Origin of the sequence: Comamonas sp. C11 (assembly GCF_024496285.1) — a bacterium.
GTDB lineage: Bacteria > Pseudomonadota > Gammaproteobacteria > Burkholderiales > Burkholderiaceae_C > Comamonas > Comamonas testosteroni_F.
The window spans coordinates 1,791,732-1,816,655 of the sequence record NZ_CP101743.1 but is presented as its reverse complement, the minus strand read 5'-3'; the positions used below and the strand labels follow the sequence as shown (position 1 = coordinate 1,816,655).

General features: G+C 60.9%; 20 protein-coding genes and 1 other RNA gene. 9 read left to right on the top strand and 12 right to left on the bottom strand.

The features are described from left to right. Positions 1-271 precede the first annotated feature (271 nt). The 5 genes from NOX35_RS08310 to ompA all read right to left on the bottom strand — a co-directional run bounded on the left by NOX35_RS08310 (position 272) and on the right by ompA (position 4,244). Positions 272-1,522 carry an integrase arm-type DNA-binding domain-containing protein gene (locus NOX35_RS08310; RefSeq protein ID WP_256496327.1) on the bottom strand — a complete coding sequence of 417 codons (1,251 nt, stop codon included), beginning with the start codon at positions 1,520-1,522 and terminating at the stop codon, positions 272-274. 220 nt (positions 1,523-1,742) lie between these two features. Further along, positions 1,743-2,119, bottom strand: a transfer-messenger RNA (tmRNA) gene (gene ssrA / locus NOX35_RS08305). Between the two features lie 18 nt (positions 2,120-2,137). Further along, on the bottom strand, positions 2,138-2,797 hold the full coding sequence (locus tag NOX35_RS08300; RefSeq protein WP_256496326.1) for an HAD-IA family hydrolase: 660 nt from the start codon (positions 2,795-2,797) through the stop codon (positions 2,138-2,140). A gap of 5 nt (positions 2,798-2,802) precedes the next feature. After that, entirely contained in the window at positions 2,803-3,516 is a 714-nt protein-coding gene (ubiG, locus tag NOX35_RS08295; protein ID WP_256496325.1) for a bifunctional 2-polyprenyl-6-hydroxyphenol methylase/3-demethylubiquinol 3-O-methyltransferase UbiG, read from the bottom strand. A gap of 83 nt (positions 3,517-3,599) precedes the next feature. Continuing rightward, complete coding sequence (gene ompA, locus NOX35_RS08290) at positions 3,600-4,244, bottom strand: outer membrane protein OmpA (RefSeq protein ID WP_003077020.1); 645 nt, start codon at positions 4,242-4,244, stop codon at positions 3,600-3,602. Between the two features lie 229 nt (positions 4,245-4,473). Here ompA and gyrA point away from each other — a divergent pair, with 229 nt between their 5' ends. From gyrA to lapB, 9 genes are all read left to right on the top strand, one after another. After that, positions 4,474-7,170, top strand: a complete 2,697-nt coding sequence (gene gyrA, locus NOX35_RS08285; RefSeq protein ID WP_256496324.1) for a DNA gyrase subunit A — start codon at positions 4,474-4,476, stop codon at positions 7,168-7,170. A 131-nt stretch (positions 7,171-7,301) separates the two neighbouring features. Beyond that, positions 7,302-8,411, top strand: coding sequence for a 3-phosphoserine/phosphohydroxythreonine transaminase (serC, locus tag NOX35_RS08280; protein WP_256496323.1), 1,110 nt, complete (start codon positions 7,302-7,304; stop codon positions 8,409-8,411). A 122-nt stretch (positions 8,412-8,533) separates the two neighbouring features. After that, positions 8,534-9,634, top strand: a complete 1,101-nt coding sequence (gene pheA, locus NOX35_RS08275; protein WP_256496322.1) for a prephenate dehydratase — start codon at positions 8,534-8,536, stop codon at positions 9,632-9,634. Next, on the top strand, positions 9,634-10,530 hold the full coding sequence (locus NOX35_RS08270) for a prephenate dehydrogenase/arogenate dehydrogenase family protein (protein WP_182286330.1): 897 nt from the start codon (positions 9,634-9,636) through the stop codon (positions 10,528-10,530). The genes pheA and NOX35_RS08270 overlap by 1 nt, the downstream gene beginning before the upstream one ends. Positions 10,531-10,638: 108 nt before the next feature. Then, positions 10,639-12,711, top strand: a complete 2,073-nt coding sequence (locus NOX35_RS08265; RefSeq protein WP_256496321.1) for a bifunctional 3-phosphoshikimate 1-carboxyvinyltransferase/cytidylate kinase — start codon at positions 10,639-10,641, stop codon at positions 12,709-12,711. Positions 12,712-12,910: 199 nt separating this feature from the next. Beyond that, entirely contained in the window at positions 12,911-14,593 is a 1,683-nt protein-coding gene (rpsA, locus tag NOX35_RS08260) for a 30S ribosomal protein S1 (RefSeq protein WP_003057144.1), read from the top strand. Positions 14,594-14,702: 109 nt separating this feature from the next. Then, positions 14,703-15,023, top strand: a complete 321-nt coding sequence (locus NOX35_RS08255) for an integration host factor subunit beta (protein ID WP_003077008.1) — start codon at positions 14,703-14,705, stop codon at positions 15,021-15,023. A 110-nt stretch (positions 15,024-15,133) separates the two neighbouring features. Further along, the gene (locus NOX35_RS08250; RefSeq protein ID WP_182286328.1) at positions 15,134-15,469 is read left to right on the top strand and encodes a lipopolysaccharide assembly LapA domain-containing protein; all 336 of its coding nucleotides are present in this window, start codon (positions 15,134-15,136) and stop codon (positions 15,467-15,469) included. After that, the gene (gene lapB, locus NOX35_RS08245) at positions 15,459-16,616 is read left to right on the top strand and encodes a lipopolysaccharide assembly protein LapB (RefSeq protein ID WP_256496320.1); all 1,158 of its coding nucleotides are present in this window, start codon (positions 15,459-15,461) and stop codon (positions 16,614-16,616) included. Before NOX35_RS08250 ends, lapB begins: the two co-directional genes overlap by 11 nt. A 61-nt stretch (positions 16,617-16,677) precedes the next feature. On the opposite strand, the gene NOX35_RS08240 is transcribed toward lapB, so the two are convergent. From NOX35_RS08240 to NOX35_RS08210, 7 genes are all read right to left on the bottom strand, one after another. Continuing rightward, entirely contained in the window at positions 16,678-17,871 is a 1,194-nt protein-coding gene (locus NOX35_RS08240; RefSeq protein WP_182286325.1) for an MFS transporter, read from the bottom strand. Next, complete coding sequence (gene rmuC, locus NOX35_RS08235; protein ID WP_256496897.1) at positions 17,868-19,478, bottom strand: DNA recombination protein RmuC; 1,611 nt, start codon at positions 19,476-19,478, stop codon at positions 17,868-17,870. Before rmuC ends, NOX35_RS08240 begins: the two co-directional genes overlap by 4 nt. Positions 19,479-19,753: 275 nt before the next feature. Continuing rightward, complete coding sequence (locus NOX35_RS08230) at positions 19,754-20,161, bottom strand: tautomerase family protein (RefSeq protein ID WP_256496319.1); 408 nt, start codon at positions 20,159-20,161, stop codon at positions 19,754-19,756. Positions 20,162-20,299: 138 nt separating this feature from the next. Next, positions 20,300-21,277: a D-glycerate dehydrogenase gene (locus tag NOX35_RS08225; RefSeq protein ID WP_182286323.1), complete on the bottom strand. Its 978-nt coding sequence runs from the start codon at positions 21,275-21,277 to the stop codon at positions 20,300-20,302. 64 nt (positions 21,278-21,341) lie between these two features. After that, positions 21,342-22,760: a sodium:proton antiporter gene (locus NOX35_RS08220; protein ID WP_256496318.1), complete on the bottom strand. Its 1,419-nt coding sequence runs from the start codon at positions 22,758-22,760 to the stop codon at positions 21,342-21,344. Positions 22,761-22,841: 81 nt separating this feature from the next. Then, positions 22,842-24,077, bottom strand: a complete 1,236-nt coding sequence (gene pncB / locus NOX35_RS08215; RefSeq protein ID WP_182286322.1) for a nicotinate phosphoribosyltransferase — start codon at positions 24,075-24,077, stop codon at positions 22,842-22,844. 229 nt (positions 24,078-24,306) lie between these two features. After that, positions 24,307-24,786 (bottom strand): thioesterase family protein, encoded by a 480-nt coding sequence (locus NOX35_RS08210; RefSeq protein WP_256496317.1) that lies wholly within the window; start codon positions 24,784-24,786, stop codon positions 24,307-24,309. Between the last annotated feature and the right edge of the window lie 138 nt (positions 24,787-24,924).

Here is a 24,924-nt window from a genome sequence, read left to right as displayed (position 1 = left end):
TAGTGAGGGCGACGCAGCTACCGCAAGAGAGATTTTGTCCTGCGTCTATTTCCTACGGCCCTGGCTTCGCGCCAGCGAGGTGATTGGCCCAAAGGTCAACCAACGGCTGCTATCGGGGATACGCCTTGGTGGTACGAACGGCAGCATCGGTCGATTGCTGGCCGACACGAACGACCGCTGATGGGTACCTCAGGTTTGTCGCGCTGTCCCATCAAGTCTACCGTCCGGCGACAGACCGCTCACAGCCTAAAGCACCTGCTCAGCCTTGATTTCAAGCGACCCGCATTTTTTTAGCACCTTCAACTACGCCCAACGACTCGCGTAAATTATCCAAATAGTCAGCCCACTGCTGAATCTGATCGAAGCGCTTTGCCAAGTACTTCGTCCGGTTGTAGCTGCGTCCATTAGCATCCTTAACGGCGTGCGCTAGATTAGCTTCAATCGCCAGCGGATCGAGATCAAGCTGATCAACCAACATGGTTCTGGCACTAGCACGAAAACCGTGCCAGCTTTGCTCATCGCCATATCCCAAGCTATACAGGGCTGTACGCACAGAGTTATCTGACATGGGCCGGTCATGATCTCGCTGGCCAGGGAAAACATAACGGCCACGTCCACTGAGAGGCTTCAGCTCACGAAGCATCGCTACCGCCTGTTTGGGCAACGGCACCACATGCGGCTCGCCGTTTTCCTTCTCTTGCACAGAACGCTTCATTTTTGCGCTAGGAATCGTCCACAGTTGCCCATCCAAATCAAGCTCCTCCCACTCCATCATCCGCAGATTGGCTGGGCGCTGATAAAGCAACGGTGCCAGCAAAAGCGCCGTTCGCACGAACGGGCCGCCTTTGTAGGCATACATTGCCCTCAAAAGTTCGCCAAAGCGCTGTGGTTCCACAATGGCTGGGAAGTTGGTGCCTCGATATGGAGTCAATCGAGCTTTCAGACCTTCTGTGATGTCACGCTGTGTATTGCTGGCTGTAGGCAGCCAGTAACGCCAGACCTGCCGCGCCAGCATTAGTGCACGGTCAGCGGTCTCAACAGCACCACGCGCTTCCACTTTCTGCAGCACTGCCAACAATTCCATGGGCTGGATCTGAGCCATTTCCCGCTCACCGATATACGGAAACAAATCACGCTCTAACTGACGAAGCATCCGTTCTGCATGACCAGGACTCCAACGGGGAACCTGCTTGTCATACCACTCCAAAGCTACAGCTTTGAAAGTGTGAGCAACTCCATTTGGATTGACCAGTTTCTCCAGCTTGCGTGCCTTGGCGGGATCGACGCCTTCTGATTTCTGCAGCCGAGCAACATCTCGGGCTTTCCGCGCAGCAGTCAAACTGACCTGCGGATAGCTGCCTAACGCCAGCCTCCCCTCTTTACCGTCTTTTCGATACTTCCAAAACCAACGACGAGACCCTGCTGGGCTGACCTCAAGGTACAAGCCACCAGCATCAGAAAAACGCTCTCGCTTGGCGCCAGGGGAGCAGACTGCGTTTCGGCACTGTGCATCAGTCAACATAGGGGGAACAAATCCTATTTAAAAAAAACCCACCACAGAGGGGAAAGGGGGAACAATATGGAAGAAATTTACCATTCCCCCCGCTTGTTCCCCCACCTGTTCCCCATGTATTCATTGGCAGCAGTGAGATCAGTTAAGACGCAACAAGACGATAAGTCATTGATTTTTCAAAAGAAAAAGGGGTTCAATGAACTTCATTGAACCCCTTTGGATGGGTGTATGGTGGAGCTGGCGGGAATTGAACCCGCGTCCGTAAGCCTTCGCCGGACAGATCTACATGTTTAGTGCTCTGTTTTAAATCTCGCCACCCAAACCCCGCAGGCACACGCTGCCTGGGTAGCCAGCTTCCTAAAATCTCGCCAAATACCAAGAAGCCCGGTATCCAGCCAGCTAATGTAAATTCCCTTGCAGCCGGGAGGTATTGCTACCCCCTTGCCCAGCCCACTAGCGTGCTGTTGCAAGGCTCACCGGATTAAGCGGCGAGTGCGAAACGTTCGTCGTTTGCAGTTAGTTTTTTGAATGGAGATTTACGAGCGTCACTCAAGCTCGACATGCACCGCACCGGTCCCGAACCCACGTCGAAACCAGGACAGCCCCTTAGTTCCTATTCTAGCCTCATCCCAGCAACTTTAACAGCTCAAGCGGTGAATTGATATGTGCATCAGCCCCCCAATGAACCGTATCTGCTGTTGCACCCAGGTAGCCATAGCGTGCAGCTACAGTTTTCATGCCCGCTGCTGCGCCCGCCTGGATATCGCGCTCGTCATCTCCGACATAGATGCAGTGCTCGGGAGCAATCTGCATGCGTCGTGCGGCTTCGAACAGAGGCTCGGGGTGAGGCTTGGCATGCGGCGTCGTGTCCCCGCTCACCACGGCCGCAGCCTGGGCAAACAAGGGCATCTGACGAGTCAACGGGTCGGTGAAGCGCATGGACTTGTTGGTCACCACCCCCCATAACAACGGGCCGGCTTCCAATGCCCGGATCAACTCGGACACGCCCTCAAAAGCATAGGTGCGCTCGGTCATGCATTGCTCGTAATTGCGAAAGAACTCCTCGCGCATTTCCGCAAATCCTGCAGACTCTGGCGTCATGCCGAACGCAATACCCAGCATTCCACGAGCCCCAGCCCCGGCCATATGGCGGTAGGCATGGAGAGGCAGCGACGGCATGCCGCGATCCACACGCATCTTGTCCGCTGCAGCACCCAGATCAGGAGCGCTGTCGATCAAAGTGCCATCCAGATCAAAAAGAACGGCTCTAACGTGCTTCCACATGGCTGTCACTCCTGCGGGCGGCGTGTTGCCAGCATGTAATTGACCGAGGTGTCATTGCTGAGCCAATAGCGGCCCGAGATCGGGTTGTGCTCCATGCCTTTGCTGCCTTGCACATCCAGGCCGGCTTCGCGCACAAAGCGGGCCAACTCGCTTGGGCGCAGCAACTTGGCATACTCATGAGTGCCTTTGGGAATCATCTTGAGCAGGTATTCGGCAGCCACGATCGCCAGCGCAAAAGCCTTGGCATTGCGATTGATGGTTGAAAAGAACACCCAGCCGCCAGGCTTGACCAGTTGGGCACATGCCCGCACGATGGACGCAGGATCGGGCACATGCTCCAGCATTTCCATACAGGTCACCACATCAAAACTGGCCGGCTGCTCCTGCGCCAGTTGCTCGACGCTGACCTCATGGTATTGAATATTGGGCGTTCCCGCCTCCAGAGCATGCAACTGCGCGACGCGCAAAGCCTTGGTTGCCAGATCGATACCCACCACCTTGGCCCCTTTGCGCGCCATGGAGTCCGCCAAAATGCCTCCGCCACAGCCCACATCCAGCACACGCTGGTTCGCCAATGGTGCCTGGGCGTTGATCCAGTCCAGTCTCAGGGGGTTGATCTGATGCAGTGGCTTGAATTCACTCTCGGGATCCCACCAGCGATGGGCCAGGCTGGAGAATTTTTCCAGTTCTGCCGGGTCGGCATTGATAGTGTTGCTCATGGTGCAATTGTCCGCGATTACCGCGATGGATCGGGCATAAAAAAAGCCCCGTTACCGGGGCTTTTTGTGTAGCAATCGAAAGATTACTGAGCAGCCTTGGTGCCCACAACTTCGATTTCCACGCGACGGTTTTGAGCGCGACCAGCAGCAGTCTTGTTGTCTGCCACGGGTTGCTTCTTGCCCTTGCCTTCGGTGTACACGCGGCTCTTTTCGATGCCCTTGGACACCAGATAAGCCTTCACAGCTTCAGCGCGACGCACCGACAGCTTCTGGTTGTAAGCATCGGAACCAATGGAGTCAGTGTGACCCACGGCGATGATGACTTCCAGGTTGATGTCCTTGATCTTGCCGGTCAGGTCATCCAGCTTAGCCTTGCCTGCGGGCTTCAGCACGGACTTGTCGAAGTCGAAGAAAGCGTCAGCAGAGTAGGTAACCTTAGATGCCACTGCAGGCTGGGGAGCCACAGGAGCGGGAGGCACAACGGCGGGAGCGGGAGCAGCAACCTGGGCCTTCAGAGCACCGTCGCAATCAACAGCGGCAGTAGCAGGAGTCCAGTTGGCATCGCGCCAGCACAGTTCGTTCGTGCCGTTCTTCCACACCAGTTCGCTGGTGCCGTTTTGCCAGTTGTCGATAGTCTTGCCACCGTCAGCAGCCTTCACTTGTGCGCCAGCGGCTGTCACGAGGGCAGCAGAGGCAAACAACATCGCCACTTTGTTCAGTTTCTTCATGGTTCTCCTCTTGGGGAAAAAGCCGCAGCAGGGCTGCGAATCTGTGGACGTCATCAGTGACCATCACCAAAAACGTTGAAATGATTGTGCCATACGTAACATGCAAGAGTGTTGTCAACTAGGCACCAACAAGTAGGACAGCTATGTAATTCCTCAGTTATGTTGCTCTGCTGCCACACGCCATTCGACCTAAAATGGCTGTTTTCCAGCCGTCAAAGTATCACTAGACATGACCCAGTTTGCTAAAGAAACTCTGCCCATCAGCCTTGAAGAGGAGATGCGTCGCAGTTATCTCGATTACGCCATGAGCGTGATCGTGGGCCGGGCGCTTCCTGATGCGCGTGATGGCCTCAAGCCCGTGCACCGCCGCGTTCTGTACGCCATGCACGAACTCAATAACGACTGGAACCGCCCCTACAAGAAGTCGGCGCGTATCGTCGGTGACGTGATCGGTAAATACCACCCTCACGGCGACAGCGCGGTCTACGACACCATCGTGCGTATGGCGCAGGACTTCTCGCTGCGCCACATGCTGGTCGATGGTCAGGGCAACTTCGGCTCGGTGGACGGCGACAGCGCCGCCGCCATGCGTTACACGGAAATCCGCCTCTCCAAGATCGCTCATGAAATGCTGGGCGACATCGACAAGGAGACCGTGGATTTCGGCCCTAACTACGACGGCTCCGAGAGCGAGCCGCTGGTGCTGCCAAGCCGCCTGCCTAACCTGCTGGTCAACGGCTCCTCGGGTATTGCCGTGGGCATGGCCACGAATATCCCGCCGCACAACCTCAATGAGGTCGTGGACGGCTGCCTGCATTTGCTGCAGAACCCCGAAGCTTCCATCGACGAGCTGATGGAGATCATTCCCGCACCCGACTTCCCCACGGCCGGCATCATCTACGGCATCAACGGCGTCAAGGAAGGCTACCGCACCGGCCGTGGCCGCGTGGTGATGCGTGCCAAGTGCCACTTCGAGGATATCGACAAGGGACAGCGCCAGTCCATCATCGTTGACGAGCTGCCCTACCAGGTCAACAAGAAGACGCTGCAGGAGCGCATGGCCGAGTTGGTGCACGAAAAGAAGATCGAGGGCATCAGCCATATCCAGGACGAGTCGGACAAGTCCGGCATGCGCCTGGTGATCGAATTGAAGCGCGGCGAAGTGCCCGAGGTGGTGCTCAACAACCTCTACAAGCTGACGCAGCTGCAAGACACCTTCGGCATGAACATGGTGGCGCTGGTCAACGGCCAGCCCAAGCTCTGCAACCTGAAGGATCTGATCCAGGTCTTCCTGGAGCACCGCCGCGAAGTGGTGACCCGCCGCACCGTGTTCGAGCTGCGCAAGGCGCGCGACCGCGGCCATGTGCTGGAAGGTCTGGCCGTCGCACTGGCCAATATCGACGACTTCATCGCCATCATCCGCAACGCTCCCACACCTCCCGTGGCCAAGGCCGCGCTGATGGAAAAGTCCTGGGACAGCAAGCTGGTGCGCGAGATGCTCACCCGCACGCGCACCGACGGCGGTGTGGTCAATGCCGACGACTATCGCCCCGAGGGCCTGGAAGTCGAATTCGGCATGCAGCAAAACGGCCTGTACCGCCTGTCCGAGACCCAGGCCCAGGAAATTCTGCAGATGCGTCTGCAGCGCCTGACGGGCCTTGAGCAAGACAAGATCGTGGCCGAGTACAAGGACGTCATGTCGGTCATCGAAGACCTGCTGGACATCCTGGCCAAGCCCGAGCGCGTCTCCATCATCATTGGCGAAGAACTCAACGCCGTGAAGGCCGAGTTCGGTCAGTCCAAGAAGGGCGAGCGTCGCTCCACCGTCGAGTACAGTGCGCAAGACCTGTCCACCGAAGATCTGATCACGCCCACCGACATGGTGGTGACGCTCTCGCACACCGGCTATATCAAGAGCCAGCCCCTGTCCGAGTACCGCTCGCAAAAGCGCGGTGGCCGCGGCAAGCAGGCCACGGCCACCAAGGAAGACGACTGGATCGACCAGCTCTTCATTGCCAACACACACGACTACCTGCTGTGCTTCTCCAACCGCGGCCGCATGTACTGGCTCAAGGTCTGGGAAGTGCCCTCGGGCTCGCGCGGCTCACGTGGTCGCCCCATCGTCAACATGTTCCCGCTGCAGGACGGCGAGAAGATCAACGTGGTGCTGCCGCTGACCGGCGAAAACCGCAGCTTCCCCGAAGATCACTTCGTCTTCATGGCCACCAGCATGGGCACCGTCAAGAAGACGGCGCTGACCGAGTTCAGCAACCCGCGCAAGGCCGGCATCATTGCCGTGGGCCTGGACGAAGGCGACTACCTGATCGGCGCCGCGCTGACCGACGGCAAGCACGATGTGATGCTGTTCAGCGACGGCGGCAAGGCCGTGCGCTTTGACGAGAACGATGTGCGCCCCATGGGCCGCAATGCGCGCGGCGTGCGCGGCATGAACATCGAAGAGCATCAGAACGTGATCGCCATGCTGGTCGCCGAGGCCGACGACGGCACGGGCAACGTGGTGGCGGGTTCGCAAAGCGTGCTGACCGCCACCGAAAACGGCTACGGCAAGCGCACGGCCATCAGCGAATACACCCGTCACGGCCGCGGCACCAAGGGCATGATTGCGATCCAGCAGTCCGAGCGCAACGGCAAGGTCGTGGCCGCCACCCTGGTGGCGCCCGAGGACGAGATCATGCTGATTACCGACACCGGCGTGCTGGTGCGCACCCGGGTTGCGGAAATCCGCGAGCTGGGCCGTGCCACGCAGGGCGTGACGCTGATCAACCTGGACGAAGGTGCCAAGCTCATCGGCCTGCAGCGCATCGTCGAAAATGATGCCAACGACAGTGCCGGCGACGACAGCGAGGCCGATGAATCCGGCAGCGCCGGCGCAGAAGGCACTGCAGAGTCCGGCGACGCCAGCTGATCGACCAGCCCCTGGCTGGCCCGACCCGGACCAGACGCCACGCGACATGCACGCATGTCCGTGGCTGAATATTTTGATAGCTGAAAGCGCAATCTAGAAAAGCGTTTTCACATGTTTTGAGCGTAAATCTGATGAACCGCCCTTTTAACTTCTCCGCAGGCCCCGCCGCCATCCCTGAAGAAGTGCTGCAGACCGCAGCCGCCGAAATGCTGGACTGGCACGGCTCCGGCATGGGAGTGATGGAAATGAGCCACCGCGGCAAGGAATTCATCAGCATTTACGAAGCCGCCGAAGCCGATCTGCGCGAGCTGCTGGCCGTTCCCGCGCATTTCAAGATCCTGTTCATGCAGGGTGGCGGCATTGCCGAAAACGCCATCGTGCCCATGAACCTGTCGCGCGCCGGCGTGGTGGACTTTGTGGTCACCGGCAGCTGGAGCCAGAAGTCGGCCAAGGAAGCCGCCAAGTACGCCAGCGATGCCAATGTGGCCGCCAGCGCCAAGGACAGCAACTACACCACGATTCCCGCCGCCAGCAGCTGGAATCTGAGCCGCGGCGCCAGCTATGTGCACATCTGCAGCAACGAGACCATTCACGGCGTGGAGTTCCATGAGCTGCCCGACCTCCAGGCCCTGGGCTCGGATGCACCGCTGGTCATCGACTTCTCCTCGCATGTGGCCTCGCGCTCCATCGACTGGAGCCGCGTGGGCCTGGCATTTGGCGGCGCGCAGAAGAACATCGGCCCCGCGGGCCTGACCATCGTCATCGTGCGCGAAGACCTGCTGGGCCATGCCCTGCCCGTCTGCCCCTCGGCGTTTGATTACAAAACCGTGGCCGACAACGGCAGCATGTACAACACCCCTCCCACCTGGGGCATCTACATGGCCGGCCTGACCTTCCAGTGGCTCAAGCGCCAGACCGAAGGCGGCCTCAGCGGCGTGGCAGCCATGGAAGCGCGCAACATCGCCAAGGCCAAGCTGTTCTATGACTATGTGGACCAGTCCTCGTTCTATGTGAACAAGGTGGCCGCGAACTGCCGCTCGCGCATGAACATCCCGTTCTTCCTTCAGGATGAGTCGCGCAACGACGCCTTCCTGACCGGCGCCAAGCAAGCCGGTCTGCTGCAGCTCAAGGGCCACAAGTCCGTGGGCGGCATGCGTGCCAGCATCTACAACGCCATGCCCATAGCAGGCGTGCAGGCGCTGGTCGACTACATGCGGGACTTCGAGCAACGTCAGGCCTGAGCCCCACCCTTAGCCTTGTAAAAAGATGAGCTGTCAGCGCTTTATCTGCAAGTACTTCACCAAGGTTTTGGTCTGAAATTCTTGTGCAACCTGCGCCAGCAGCTACGAAATTTGAGAGATTCATGAGCCAAGAACCCCAAGCCAGCCCCGAGCTGTTGTCGCTGCGCAACCAGATCGATTCCCTGGACCGCCAGTTGCTGGAGCTGGTCAACCAGCGCGCCCATGTGGCCGAGCAGGTGGGCGAGCTCAAGAAGAAGGAAGGCTCGGCCTTCTTCCGCCCTGACCGGGTGGCCCAGGTGATCGAGAAGATCAAGTCCAACAACCCCGGCCCGCTCAAGGGTGCGCATGTGGCCGCCATCTGGCGCGAGATCATGTCAGCCTGCCTGGCGCTGGAATCTCCCCAGCGCGTGGCCGTGCTCGGCCCGGCCGGCACCTTCTGCGAGGAAGCCGCGATCCAGTACTTCGGCGGGGCGGCCGACCTGATGTACTGCAACAGCTTCGAGGAAGTCTTTCATGCCACGGCGGCCGGCAGCGCCCAGTACGGCGTGGTGGGCGTGGAGAACTCCAACGAAGGCGTGGTCACGCGATCGCTGGACATGTTTCTGCACACGCCCTGCCATGTGGTGGGCGAGGTCAGCATGCTGATCCGCCACAACCTGATGCGCACCAGCAACACGCTGGACGACATCCAGGTCGTGGCCGCCCACCCCCAGGCTCTGGCCCAGTGTCAGGGCTGGCTGTCCAAGCATCTGCCCCATGCCGAACGCCGCCCCGTGGAGAGCAATGCCGAAGGCGCACGCCTGGCGGCCCTGCATCCCAACTGGGCCGGCATTGCCGGCGAACGCGCCGCCCAGCAGTTCGGCCTGCACATCGTCAGCCACGCGATCCAGGACGATGCCTACAACCGCACCCGCTTTGCCGTCATCTGCCTGCCGCACACGCTGGCCACGGCCGCGCCCAGCGGCAGCGACTGCACCAGCCTGGTGGTCTCGGTGCCCAACACCGCAGGTGCCGTGCATGACCTGCTGGTGCCGCTGAAGAAGCATGGCGTCTCGATGACGCGCTTCGAATCGCGCCCGGCCCGCACCGGCCAATGGGAGTATTACTTCTACATCGATATCGAAGGCCACCCGGCCCAGGCCAATGTGGCCGCCGCCCTGCAGGAGCTGCAGGGCCTGTGCGCTTTCTACAAGGTGCTGGGCACCTACCCGGTGAGCAAGTGATGGCGACTCAGGAATTGCAGCCGTTCGAGCAGCTCGGCTTGATCGGCTGCGGATTGATGGGCGGCTCGTTCGCCCTGGCTCTCAAGAAAGCCGGCCTGGTCAAGCGCGTGGTGGGCTATAGCAAATCGCCTTCGACCACCGAGCGTGCCCGCCAGATGGGCGTGATCGATGTCGAAGCCCCCTCCGCCCTGCTGGCGGCAGCCGGCGCCGATCTGGTGCTGCTGGCCGTGCCCGTGGCGGCCACCGAGGCCACGCTCAAGTCCATCAAGCATCTGGTCACGCCCCAGATGATGATCATGGACGTGGGCTCCACCAAGGTCGATGTGGTGCAGGCCGCGCGCTCGGCGCTGCGCGACCAGATCGGCAGCTTTGTGCCCGCCCACCCCATCACCGGCAAGGAAGTGGCCGGCGTGGAGCATGCCGACGTCAAGCTCTACCAGGGCGCCCAGGTCGTGCTGACCCCTACGGAGCGCACGCTGACCGCGCATCTGGCCAAGGCCCAGGCGCTGTGGCAGGCCCTGGGCTGCAAGGTCACGGCCATGTCGCCCGAGGCCCATGACAGCGCACTCGCCACCGTCAGCCACCTGCCCCATCTGCTAGCATTTGCCATGATGCAAAGCGTGCTGAACCAGCCTGGTGCCGACGATATGCTGTCGCTGGCCGGACCCGGCTTTCGCGATTTCACGCGCATAGGCGCCGGCGACCCCAAGCTCTGGCGCGATGTGCTGCTGGCCAACCGCGATCAGGTGCTGGCCCAGTCACGTCAGTTTCGCCAGGCACTGGAGCAGCTCGAAGGGCTGATGCAGGCCAACGACGGCCAGGGACTGCAGGACCGCCTGACCCTGGCCAGTGCCGCACGCGCCGAATGGAGCATGGGCGGCAAGCGAGGCTCTTAAACTAGCGGCGTCGATCTATTCACCCAACCGCCAGAGACACCGGGCAGAGGCAGCCGCGCAGCCCGGGTGTCGAAGCAGCCAGGCTGCACAGGGGGTTACGAGAGTTTTATGTTCACCACCGAATTTCTGGACCTGCCCGCACTGGACTCCGCCAACGGCAGCGTCAGCCTGCCCGGCTCCAAAAGCATCTCCAATCGCGTGCTGCTGCTGGCGGCGCTGAGCCAGGGCACCACCACCATTCACGATCTGCTCGATTCCGACGACACCCGCGTCATGCTGGCCGGACTCAAGCAGTTGGGCTGCAGCATCAGCCCCGATGCCGTCACACCCGGCCAGGCGATTGACGTCACCGGCATCGGGGGTCAGTTGCCGGCCGGCACTGCGGCCACGCTGTTCCTGGGCAATGCCGGCACGGCCATGCGCCCGCTGACTGCGGCGCTGTCGGTGCTGGGCGGCGACTTCGAGATGACGGGCGTGCCCCGCATGTACGAGCGTCCTATCGGCGACCTGGTCGATGCGCTGCGCCAGCTGGGCTGCAAGATCGACTATCTGAAGGACGAAGGCTTTCCGCCCCTGAAGATCGGCCAGCCCGACTTCAGCCAGCTGGGCAGCGAATCCATCAAGGTGCGCGGCGATGTCTCCAGCCAGTTCCTGACCTCGCTGCTGATGGCCCTGCCCCTGCTGGCCAATGTCCCCAGGGCACAGCGCGACATCACCATCGAGGTGGTGGGCGAGCTGATCTCCAGGCCCTATATCCACATCACGCTGGAGCTGCTGGCGCGCTTCGGCATTGCCGTAAAGAACGACCGCTGGCAGCGTTTCGTGATCCCCGCAGGCAGCCGCTACCAGTCGCCGGGGGCCATCCATGTGGAGGCTGACGCCTCCTCCGCCAGCTATTTCATCGCACTGGGCGCGATTGCCACCGGCACCACCGATGACGCGGATGCCGACAACGCGCCGCAGCCCAAGAGCATCCGCATTCTGGGTGTGGGCCAGGACTCGATCCAGGGCGATATCCGCTTCATCGAGGCCGCCCAGGCCATGGGCGCACAGATCGAAAGCGGCCCCAACTGGCTGCAGGTCAGCCGTGGCAGCTGGCCTCTGAAGGCCATCGACCTCGATTGCAACCATATTCCCGATGCGGCCATGACGCTGGGCACCATGGCGCTGTATGCAGACGGCGTGACCACGCTACGCAACATCGCCAGCTGGCGCGTCAAGGAAACCGACCGTATTGCCGCCATGGCGATCGAGCTGCGCAAGCTGGGTGCTTCCGTGGAAGAAGGCGCGGATTACATCCGCATCACTCCCCCGGCCGGCAAGACCGCCTGGAAAGCGGCCAGCATCCACACCTATGACGACCACCGTGTCGCCATGTGCTTCTCTCTGGCGGCCTTCAACCCTGCCAAGCTGCCCGTGCGCATCGAAGACCCCAAATGCGTGGCCAAGACCTTTCCCGACTATTTCGAGGCACTGTTCTCCGTCAGCGAAGCCGAGCGCGAGCATATTCCCGTGATCTGCATCGACGGGCCCACGGCCTCCGGCAAGGGCACGATTGCCGCAGAAGTCGCCAGGACCCTGGGCTACCAGCTGCTGGATTCCGGCGCGCTGTATCGCATCACCGGCCTGGCCGCATCGCGTGCCGGCATGACGCTTGACGAATCGAACGAGGAAACCATTGCCGAAATGGCGCTGGACATGCCCGTGCGCTTCGATGCGCAGCAGCGTGTCTGGCTCGGCGAGGAGGACATCAGTCTGGCCATTCGCAGCGAAGAAGCCGGCATGAACGCCTCGCGCGTCTCGGCCCTGCCCGCCGTGCGCACCGCACTGGTGGATCTGCAGCTCTCCTTCCAGGCCCTGCCCGGGCTGGTGGCCGATGGCCGCGACATGGGTACGGTCATCTTCCCCCACGCTCCGCTCAAGGTCTATTTGTGGGCATCTGCCCAGTGCCGCGCGGAGCGCCGATATAAACAGTTGATTTCCAAAGGAATTTCAGCTAATATGTCCACCCTTTTGGCAGACCTTGAAGCAAGGGACGCGCGCGACATGAATCGCGCCACCGCTCCGCTCAAGCCCGCCGAGGATTCTTTGCAGCTCGACAGCTCCGAGATGACCATTGAAGAAGTGGTTGCCCAGGTATTGTCGTGGTGGCAGGAACGCCAGCCGTTCGGCCGTTCTTGAAATTTCTCGCTTGAAGTTTCCAGGGCAGCCCTGCATCTGGCTTGTTGGCCCTTGATGTCAGGTTCTCGCAGACCGCGAGCCGGCAGCAAGGTTGTTAACCTTTAACCCCCGTGGGCCTCAAACCCACAACCTCCGCAGTCAGTCTTAAAAACGCTTGGCAATGGTGCCGACGGAAACCTGATTGCGGGCAAGGAACTACATGTCTGAATCTTTTGCCGCCCTTTTTGAAGAGTCGTTGACACGCACCGAAATGCGTCCTGGCGAAGTTATCACCGCTGAAGTCGTGCGCGTTGAGCACAACTTCGTGGTGGTGAACGCCGGCCTGAAGTCGGAAGCCTACGTGCCCCTCGACGAGTTCAAGAACGACCAGGGCGAAGTCGAAGTCCAAGTGGGTGACTTCGTGTCCGTGGCCATCGGCTCCATCGAAAACGGCTACGGCGACACCATCCTGTCTCGTGACACCGCCAAGCGTCTGGCTTCCTGGCTGTCGCTGGAAAAGGCTCTGGAATCCGGCGAATTCGTGACCGGCACCACTTCCGGCAAGGTCAAGGGCGGCCTGACCGTTCTGGTCAACGGCATCCGCGCCTTCCTGCCCGGTTCGCTGATCGACACACGTCCCATCAAGGACCTGACTCCCTACGAAAACAAGACCCTGGAATTCAAGGTCATCAAGCTGGATCGCAAGCGCAACAACGTGGTGCTGTCGCGCCGCGCTGTGGTGGAAGCCTCCATGGGCGAAGAGCGCGCCAAGCTGATGGAAACCCTGAAGGAAGGCGCTATCGTTCAGGGCGTGGTCAAGAACATCACCGAATACGGTGCGTTCGTGGACCTGGGCGGTATCGACGGCCTGCTGCACATCACCGACATGGCATGGCGCCGTGTGCGTCACCCCTCCGAAGTGGTGACTGCCGGCCAGGAAATCACTGCCAAGATCCTGAAGTTCGACACCGAAAAGAACCGCGTGTCCCTGGGTCTGAAGCAAATGGGCGACGATCCCTGGATGGGCGTGGCTCGCCGCTACCCCTCCGCCACCCGTCTGTTCGGCAAGGTCACCAACATTGCCGACTACGGCGCATTCGTGGAACTGGAACCCGGCATCGAAGGCCTGGTGCACGTTTCCGAAATGGACTGGACCAACAAGAACATTGCTCCCACCAAGCTCGTGTCCCTGGGCGACGAAGTGGAAGTCATGGTTCTGGAAATCGACGAAGACAAGCGTCGCATCTCCCTGGGCATGAAGCAGTGCAAGGCTAACCCCTGGCAAGAATTCGCCCAGAACACCAAGCGCGGCGACCGCGTGAAGGGCCCCATCAAGTCCATCACCGACTTCGGCGTGTTCGTGGGTCTGGCTGCCGGTATCGACGGCCTGGTGCACCTGTCCGACCTGTCGTGGAACGAAGCCGGCGAAGCTGCCGTTCGTAACTACAAGAAGGGTCAAGAAGTCGAAGCCATCGTGCTGGCCGTGGACGTTGAGCGCGAGCGCATCTCCCTGGGCATCAAGCAGCTGGACAGCGACCCCTTCACGACCTTCGTGACCGTGAACGACAAGGGCCAGGTTGTGACCGGCAAGGTCAAGACTGTGGACGCCAAGGGCGCTGAAATCGACCTGGGTGAAGACATCATCGGCTACCTGCGCGCTTCCGAAATCTCGCAAGACCGCGTGGAAGATGCTCGTTCCGTCCTGAAGGAAGGCGACGAAGTCACTGCCGTGGTGGTGAACGTGGATCGCAAGAGCCGCAACATCCAGCTGTCCATCAAGCAAAAGGATCACGCTGAGCAGCAAGTCGCCATGGCTTCCCTGTCGGCTCAGTCCTCCAAGGAAAACGCTGGTACCACCAGCCTGGGCGCTCTGCTGCGTGCCAAGCTGGACGCTGACAAGTAAATCTTGCATCAGCCGGTCAGCCAGCTCGTCTGACTGACCGCCAAGCGTCAAAGACAACGGGCGCCCTGTGCGCCCGTTGTTGTTTTCAACCTAGAGCCTCCGCCACCCGATGACCCGATCCGATCTCGTCGAAGAACTTGCCGCCCAATTTGGCCAACTCAACCAACGTGATGCCGAGCAGGCCGTCAAAACCATTCTGGATGCCGTCAGCGATGCCCTGGTGCGCGGTCACCGTATTGAAATTCGCGGCTTTGGCAGCTTTGCCATCAATCACCGCCAGCCCCGCATAGGCCGCAACCCCCGCTCCGGCGAGTCCGTTCAGGTTCCTTCCAAGCGCGTTCCCCATTTCAAGCCAGGCAAGGCCCTGCGCGAAGCCGTGGACAATCTCAAGGCCGAAGACTCCGCTGCCCAGCAGCCGCAGACCGCCTGAAGTCCATGGGCACCGTCAGCCACCTCAGGACTGACCACGCCGTACGTTTGCCAGTCCGCGCATGGGCTGGCCTAAAATCTTCCCGTCACACAAGGCGCATAAAGGGAAGCATGAAATACCTGCTGTGGCTGCTCAAGGCAGCCATTTTTTTCACTCTGTTCGCATTCGCACTCAACAACCAGCAAGACGCGACCGTGCATTTCTTCTTTGGCACGGCCTGGACAGCACCTCTGGTGCTGGTGGTTCTGGCAGCCTTTGCGCTGGGTCTTTTTGTCGGGGTGCTGGGCATGGTGCCGCGCTGGCTCAAGCATCGCAGCGCAGCGCGCGAGGCACAGGCCACGCAACAGCCGCCGAACACCGCAGGCAACGCCACCAGTGCAGCACCTGCGATGAAGGAACAGAACTCTTCTTCGATCATTGCGCCGGGCGACGTGCATGGAATTTAATCTGACTTGGATCTTGCTGGGCCTGCCTGCGGCCTTTGTGCTGGGCTGGCTGGCCTCCCGCTGGGATTTGCGCCAGGTGCGTGCCGACAACCGCCAGGCTCCCAAGGCGTACTTCAAGGGTCTGAACTTTCTGCTCAACGAGCAGCAGGACAAGGCCATCGATGCCTTTATCGAGGCCGTACAGAACGACCCCGACACCACCGAACTGCACTTTGCACTGGGCAATCTGTTTCGCCGCCGCGGCGAATACAACCGTGCGGTACGCGTCCATGAGCATCTGCTCAGCCGCGCCGACCTCACCCGCCCCGACCGGGACCGTGCCCAGCATGCACTGGCACAGGACTTTCTCAAGGCCGGCCTGCTGGACCGCGCCGAGGAGGCCCTGAACCGCCTGGAAGGCACGCAGTACGAAGGCGAGGCACGCCTGGCGCTGCTGGCCATTTACGAGCGCTCGCGCGACTGGGGCCAGGCAGCGGCCATCGTGCGCAAGATGCAGGCCGCAGGCCAGGGAGACTTCAGCACCCGGCTGGCCCATTACCTGTGCGAAGACGCGCAATCTCAGGTGGCCCACGGCCAGCTCGACAAGGCTTTTGCACAGCTGCAGCAGGCTCTGGAGACTGCGCCGCAAGCTCCGCGCCCCCGACTGGAGCTGGCCCAGCTCCAGCATCGACAGGGCCAGTCCGCGCAGGCTTTGTCCAGCCTTCAGGCGCTGGCGCAGAACAGCCCTGCAGCCCTGCCCCTGGCGGCCGGCCTGCTGGTGGAAGTGGCCGAGGCAACGGGTGCGCTAAGCGAGGCCCACAATCTGCTGCTCAAGCACTATGAGCAAGCACCGTCGCTGGACCTGCTGCAGGCACTGGTCGCCATCGATCAGAAAAGCGGGGATGCGGATGCCCCCGGCCGCCAGCGCCTGGTCAAGCATCTGGAGCATGAGTCGTCCCTGGTGGCGGCCGCCCAATGGCTGGAAGGCGAGACCCTGACCGAAGAGCAGTACCATGCCACCGTGCAGAAGGCGCTGAACCATGCCACCAAGCCCCTGACCCGCTACCGCTGTGCGGCCTGCGGATTTGAAGCCCGCACCCATTTCTGGCATTGCCCCGGCTGCCAAAGCTGGGACAGCTACCCTGCACGCAGAGTCGAAGAGCTGTAAGCACCTCTCAAAGAAAAAAGAGCGCCTAAGGCGCTCTTTTTTATGCATGCAGCCGGGCAGGCTAATGTGCCTCCCACTCATCCGTCGGCATATCCTGCTTGCCGATCAACCAGGGCAGGCGCGAGGACACTCCGACCAGCCCCCCCACTGCCCAGAACAGGGCAGAGACTCCGACCACCGTGCCAAGCGAGCCGAACAGCACTGGCATCAGCACGCTGGAGCCGTTGATGGCCATCATGCGCAATCCCAGCGCCTCACCATGGCGCTCGGGTGGAGTGATTTGATGAATCATGCTCATCACCATGGGCTGCACCGATCCCAGCACCACGCCCAGCAAGACCGAACAGGCACCCATGGTCCAGGCACCGGGCATGAAGGGATAGGCGATGAACAGGGCGCAGGCGGCAACCATGGCACCCAGCACCACTTGCGATTCGGCCAGATGGCGCGTGATGATGGGCATCAGCATGCGGATCACAGCCGCAGCAATGGCGAAGGCACCCAGGATGCTGCCGATCACCGAGGCAGGCAGTCCGCGCTCGTGACCCAGAATGGGCACGACAAAGGTATGCACGTCCCAGCAGGAGGAAAGCGCCCAGTTCAGCAGCAACAAGCGCCTGAAGCCCCGGTTCTGAACCAGATCCCAGGCCGTTGCCTTCTGGTTCGCACCCTCGGTCTGCAAAGCCGGCAGCTCCTGCACCGTCCTTGCCCAGAACCAGGCCGCCAGAGGCATCAGGGTCAGCAGCAGGAAGGCAGCCCTGAAGCCAGTGGTGCTGGCCGCTTCGCCGCCTGCGTAGTCAATCAGCAGCCCGGCTGCAAACGGCCCCAGGAAGTTGGAAATGGCCGGGCCAATCGCCAGCCAGCTGAAGACCTTGCGCAGCTCGTCCTTGTTGTGCGCCATGCGCCCCACATGGCGCTGCAGGGCGATCAGTGCCATGCCTGCTGCACCGCCCGTCAGCAGCGCACTCAGACACAGTACCGGATAAAGCGGGAACAGCACCGCCACTCCCGCTCCGGAACATGCGGCCACCACACTGATGATGAGCGGGCGCTTGAGCCCGTGACGGTCCGCAAAGCGCCCCGCGGGCAGGGACAGAAACACCTGGGTCAGCGCAAACAGCGCCAGCAGCATGCCGACCGCAGCCGCGCTATAGCCCTCCTTGAGTGCCAGCAGCGGCGTGGCCATGCGCATTCCGGTCATGGTGCCGTGGATACAGACTTGCGCAAGAATCAGGCGCAGCAGGGCCGCGTTCATTCCTGGTCCTCGGCGGCAGGCTGATCACCCTCAGCCGACGCAGCCGGAAACAGGGGCTGGCCCTGCCCGTCTCCATTCGGCAGCTCCTGCACATTACGCAAATGGCGCTGAATGGCGCGCGTGCGCACACCCACCTGATCGAACTTGCGCGCGGCGGCATCGATGGACTTGCGCGTCGCCTCCACCACCTCGCCGAACTTGCCGAACTCGGTCTTGACCTGACCGAGCACGCCCCAGACTTCGGAGGAGCGCTTTTCGATCGCCAGCGTCTTGAAGCCCATCTGCAGGCTGCTGAGCATGGCGGCCAGATTCGCGGGGCCGGTAATCACAATGCGATGCTCGTTCTGCAGCGCCTCGACCAGCCCCGGACGGCGCAGCACCTCGGCAAACAAGCCCTCGGTGGGCAGGTACATGACGGCAAAGTCCGTGGTGTGTGGCGGTGCGATGTACTTGCTCGCGATCTTCCTGGCCTCGCCGCGAATCGATGTCTCGAAGGCATTGCCTGCAGCGGCAATAGCCACCCTGTCGGCACTGTCCTGGGCATCCTGCAGGCGCTGGTAATGCTCGACAGGGTATTTGGCATCGATGGGCAGCCAGACGGGCTGCTCGTCGTTGCGGCCCGGCAGCCGGATGGCGAACTCGACCAGCTCATCGCTGTCAGGCACGGTCTTGACGTTTCTCGCGTACTGCTCGGGCGTGAGCACATTGTCGATGATGCTGCCCAGCTGCAGCTCACCCCAGGTGCCGCGCGACTTCACATTGGTCATCACGCGCTTGAGATCGCCCACGCTGCCCGCCAGGGTCTGCATCTCGCCCAGGCCCTTGTGCACCTGCTCCAGCCGGTCGCTGACCAGCTTGAAGGACTCGCCCAGACGCTGCTCCAGCGTGGCATGCAGTTTTTCATCGACAGTGCGGCGCATCTCGTCGAGCTTGAGGGCGTTGTCGCTCTGAATCGTGGCCAGCCGCTCGTTGAGCGTTGCGCGCAGCTGCTCGGCCGTGGTCTGCTGGCCCTGTGCGAGCGCAGCCAGCTGCTGGCTCACCGCATCCTGCAACACGGCAAACTGATGGCGCAGTTGCTCGCCATTGCTTCCCAGCTGATCCTTGAGCGCAGCCCCCATATTGGTACTCATATGCGTGAGCTGCTGCTGGATGTCGCCCTTGAGCGAATCCAGCGTGCCACGCGTCGTCTCTGCCAGGGCCTCGAAGCGCTGCTGGACATGGACTGCCTGCTCTGCACTGCTTTGGGCCAGTGCCGCGCGGGCTTGCTGGCTGTCGCCCGTCAGCCGCTGCGCAAGCTGGGCAACGTCTTCGCGAAAGGATGCCAGCGCCGTCGCCTGCTCGCGCCGCGCGGCCAATGCATCTTGCTGGGCCTGAGCCAACTGGGTCTGTACATGCTGGGTGACACGGTCCAGGGCTCCGTCGCTCTTGGCCACCGTCATCTGGGTACTTTGGCTGCTGCGCTCCAGCTGCTGCAGCCTGACATCCAGCGCCTGCAATCCCTGCAGCAGTTGGGCTTGCAGCCTCATCGCATCAGGGCCAAGAGCAAGTTCCGTCTGACGGCGCAGCCCCTGCAGCCACCACAGCAGCACCAGAAGCAGGCCCAACATCAATACGGCCAGCGCCGCCAGCCCAAGCCACCACGTAGTCACTGTCTTGCCACGCCTTTCGCACTCTTTTTTTCATAGCTGCAGCGCTTATCAGCAAAGCACTACAGACCTATTCATTGAATTTCCGCCATGGGCATTGCAGACTGAAGTTTGCAAACACTAGCGCGCAGGCAAATTATCAGTCCTCAGAGCCACGAAAAATTCAATGCAGTCAAAAGTGCTGCTCCCGGTTGCAGCCTTGGTGACAGCGAGGCTGCAATCGGTTGACGCAAGAATCAGGCGTCTGGGCCCACTTGCTGGGCAATGGCCATGGCGAACTTGCCGCCGCCCACGGACCAGTCGGAATAGTCGTTTTCGTGTGTGAAGACGAACACATCGCTGGGTGCGACGTCCGCATCTTTTTTCAGATTGGCGGCGATGTTGGCATACAGCGCGCGCTTCATGGCATCGCTGCGCCCACGGCGCATGGTGATCTCCACCACCACTACGCGGTCCGAGCGCTTGTAGCCGTTGAAAGTGCGGCTGAAGAAAAACTTCTGCTCGTCATAGTCGTCAACCATGTTGAACAGCTCATCGGCTGGCATGCCGATGCCGTCGATCAGGGCCTGATGAATACCGTTGACGATGGCCTGGCGCTGGGCAGGCGTGGTGTCCTTGTGGACGCTGGTGCGGATAAAAGGCATTGCTGTCTCGCTTGATATAAAAAAGCCCGCTGTGCGCACAGACGCCAAGCGGGCAGAAATTATCAAAGCCGACAACGCACTCAGAGCACGCATCCGCCCTCAAACTGATGTGACGAGAGCCGACCTAATGAAGATGCATCAGCCAAGCTGATTGACAGGTGTCAGCGGCCCCTTGCCAGCCAGAAAGGAGATCAGATTGTCCGCCGCCAGCCCGGCCATGGCCGTACGCGTGCCCTTGGTCGCGCTGGCGATATGGGGTGTCAGCACCACATTCGGCACTGTCAGCAGATCGGGGTGCACGGCCGGTTCGCCTTCGAACACATCCAGCCCCGCTGCGGCAATGCGCCCATCTTTCAGTGCCTGGGCCAGAGCCGCATCATCGACGATGCCGCCGCGCGCAATATTGATCAGCGTGGCCGTGGGCTTCATCCGGGCAATTTCTGCCGCGCCAATGGTATGGCGGTTTTCGGGAGTGAACGGCAGCACCAGCATCAGGTGGTCTGCACGTTCGAGCAACTCCTGCTTGCCGACATAGCTGGCCTTGCACTCGGCTTCCAGCGCAGCATCCAGACGCGAGCGGTTGTGATAGATCACCTGCATGCCAAAGCCGTAGGCCGCACGACGCGCAATTGCCTGACCGATGCGCCCCATGCCCAGGATGCCCAGCGTGCTGCCATGCACCTCGGCACCGGCGAACAGGTCGTAATGCCAGTCCTTCCAGAGCCCGGCCCGCAGATAGTGCTCGCTCTCGGTAATGCGGCGCGCCGTGGCCATCAGCAGGGCAAAGCCGAAATCGGCCGTGGTCTCGGTCAGCACATCGGGGGCATTCGTGCCCTGCACGCCCGCGGCCGTCATCGCGGGCACGTCGAAATTGTTGTAACCCACCGCCATATTGGCCACGATCTTGAGCTGCGGACAAGCGGTCAGCAACTCGGCATCGATGCGCTGCGAGCCCGTGGTCAGCACGCCATCCTTGCCCTGCAACTGCTGCGCCAGCTCCGCTGGCGACCAGACCACATCGTCCTGATTGGACTGCACTTCAAAGTGCTGCTGCAGCCGCTGCACCACCTCGGGTGAGATGGCACGGGCGATCAGAATGCGAGGCTTGTTGCTCATCGATGTTTCCTCTTCAAGTTATGGATGATGGCGGCGCACCGCAGCCCTGAAAGCCATGCGTGGCTTAAAGAAACCAAATCCAGGTAATCAAAACCAGCAGCGGCACCAGCACGCAGACCGACCAGATCATGTAGCCGAAAAAGCCCGGCATCTTCACGCCACGATCTTCGGCAATCGCCTTGACCATGAGGTTAGGCGCATTGCCGATATATGTATTCGCCCCCATGAACACGGCTCCGGCAGAAATGGCGGTCAGCGTCAGCGCCATATCGGTCATCAGATGCCCGGGGTCGCCACCAGCGGTATTGAAGAACACCAGATAGGTCGGCGCGTTGTCCAGGAAGGAGGACAGCAGACCCGTAGCCCAGAAATACATGGCCGGGTTGGGCGTGCCATCGGCATTGGTGACTGCTCGCACCACGGCGCCGAACGGGCCATCGACACCGGCCTTGAGCATGGCGATGACGGGAATGATGGTCAGGAAAATACCTGCAAACAGCTTGGCCACTTCCTGCATGGGCCCCCAGCCGAACTCATTGGCATGATGCACACGCGCGGGAGTGAGCTTGAGCGAAAGCAGAACCACGGCAAGCAAACCCAGATCGCGCACCAGACCGGGCAGGCCCACATGGGTCCCGGCGATCTCGATACCCGCAGGGTTGCGCCAGATGCCGCTGACCAGCACCAGCGCCACCACCACTGCCAGCAGAACAAAGTTCACGCGGCCATCAAAGCCCAGACGGCTTGGTGCACCGGTCACGTCCATGCTGGGTGTGGGATCGGGCAGATCGGTCTCGCCCTTTTCCCCCATCAGCTTGCGGTCTATCGCATAAAAAACGGCCAGCAGCGCCAGCGTGAGGAACAGCATCTGAGCCCAGATATGACGCACTGTCCAGAAAAAGTCCACGCCCTTCAAGAAGCCCAGAAACAACGGCGGATCACCCAGTGGCGTCAGCGCGCCACCGGCGTTCGAGACGATAAAGATGAAAAACACCACCACATGGGCCTGATGACGTCGGTTGTCGTTGGCGCGCAGCAAGGGGCGTATCAGCAGCATGGAAGCCCCCGTCGTGCCCATGAAGCTGGCCAGCACCGCACCGATAGCCAGGATGGAGGTATTCAACCCCGGCGAACCACGCAGATTGCCGCGCACATAGATGCCTCCAGCCACCGTGTACAAGGCAGTCAGCAGGATCACGAACGGCAGATACTCGGCCAGCAAGGCGTGCACCAGATTCACGCCCGCCGCACCCAAGCCATAGACCAGCGCAAAAGGCAGCAGGAAGGCCAGCGCCCAGCCGGCAGTGACCTTGCCGAAATGGTGATGCCAGAATTGCGGCAACAGCAGCGGCATCAGCGCAATCGACAGCAGCATGCCCACAAACGGCAGGCCCCAGGCCACGGACATGGCTGCGCCGTCAATGTCTGCGGCCTGCGCGGTGGCCGCGGCTAGAGTCAGCAGCGTGGCCGCTGCGACTTTCATCCAAGATTTGCTGTTCAAACGCCCATCCTCTCTACTCTTTGCCCTGCAACAGGCACAACTCCCGCCAATGTTTCTTGATTTCTATGCCTGCGAAACCGGCTCCGGCGCTGCAATGCTGAACACCTGGCGCAGATAGGCCAGGTATTTTTCATCGTCACACATGCTCTTGCCCGGTGTGTCCGATAGCTTTGCCACCGGCTGGCCGTTGCAGCGCGTCATCTTGATCACGATCTGCAAGGGCACATGCTCGGGGGGATTGCCCAGATCGTTGGTCAAGTTGGTGCCGATGCCAAAAGCCAGCTGACAGCGGCCGTTGAAGCGCTCGAACAGCCCGATGGTTTTAGGGATGGTCAACCCATCGCTGAAGATCAGCACCTTGCTCAGCGGATCAATTTTGTTGGCCTTGTAATGCGCGATCAGGCGCTCACCCCAGTCAAACGGGTCGCCGCTGTCATGGCGCGCGCCGTCAAACAGCTTGCAAAAGTAAAGATCGAAATCACGCAGAAAGGCCGACATGCCATAGACGTCGGACAGCGCAATACCCAGATCGCCCCGGTACTCGCGCGCCCAGGACTCGAAGCCGAAGATCTGGCTGTCGCGCAGGCGTGGGCCCAGCGACTGGCAGGCCTGCAGATATTCATGGGCCAGCGTGCCCAGCGGAATCAGGCCCAGCTTCATTGCATACAGCACATTGCTGGTGCCCGCCAACTGCCCCTTGCGCTGGCCGTTGATGCGTGCGGCCCCCGAGTGACCCAGCCTGGCGCAGAGCACCCGCAGCACCTCTTCATGCCAGGCCCTGGAAAAGCGCCGGCGCGTGCCGTAATCGGCTATCTTGAGCGACTCAAGGCCAGGCGCCTGCAACAGCTCGATCTTCTCGTCCAGGCGCTTGCGTCCTTCCAGGAAGTTGGGCACCGGCTGGGTATTGCGGAAATACACCTCGTTGACGATGGCCAGCACCGGGATCTCGAACAAGATGGTGTGCAGCCAAGGACCCTGGATGGTGATGTCGATTTCGCCGCTGGCCAGAGGCGTGACCGTGATGTATTTGTCGTTGAGCTGGAACAGACTCAGGAAATCGACAAAATCGCTCTTGATGAAACGCAGCGAACTCAGATAGGCCAGCTCGGCATCCTGAAAGCGCAGCTTGCACAGAGAACGGATCTCTTCGCGGATTTCATTGACGTACGGAGCCAGCTGCACGCCCGGGTTGCGGCATTTGAAACGGTACTCCACCTGCGCACCCGGAAACTGATGCAGCACCACCTGCATCATCGTGAATTTGTACAGGTCGGTGTCTAGCAGACTGGTGATGATCATGGACGACGGTGGGCCTGGCGGTCCGTTCAGTCATGGAACAAGGCTGGCTCAAAACACAGGCTGCGCCAGCCTCAACAGAGAGTGACGAGTGTAGGCGATTCCATACCCTGCACCGTACTCGCTGCCCCTAAGCGCTTCTTGCAGATGCCGGCTTCGGATCTACCGCCAGATATATCAATCAGATCAGACTCAAACCTTTGATACACATACGCAAGAAGCTATCGTTTTGCTATTTACCCGCCGGCTCTGCACGCAGCAGTGGCTGCAGTGCCACACGTAAGGGCTCGGGCAAAGGCACGGGCCGACGCGCCTGTCTGTCGACATAGACGTGCACAAAATGGCCTGCTGCAGCCGACTGGCTCGCGCCCTTGGCAAACAAACCCACTTCGTAGCGCACGCTCGAGCTACCCAGATGGGCCACGCGAATACCCGCCTCCACCACTTGCGGGAAGGCCAGCGAGGCAAAGTAATTGCACTGGGTCTCTATCACCAGGCCAATCGTCTGCCCGTCATGGATATTCAACGCGCCCAGCTCTATCAGATACGCATTGACCGCCGTATCAAACCAGCTGTAGTAGATGACGTTGTTCACATGGCCGTAGACATCGTTGTCCGACCAGCGAGTGCTGATTTCACGAAACACAGGATAGGAGTCGCGGGCCTGCGGCTGGGCGCGCAAAGGCTTGCCATGAGATAACGATGCAGTCATGCAGTCATTTTGCAGAGCCGCCCCGGCGGCGCCAGCACCATCGTGACAGGGCTTGCAGCCCATCACTCACCAACACATGGCGCACCGCACAAAGAAAACGCGTTCATTTAATTTTGTCAGTTATCAGACATAACAAAG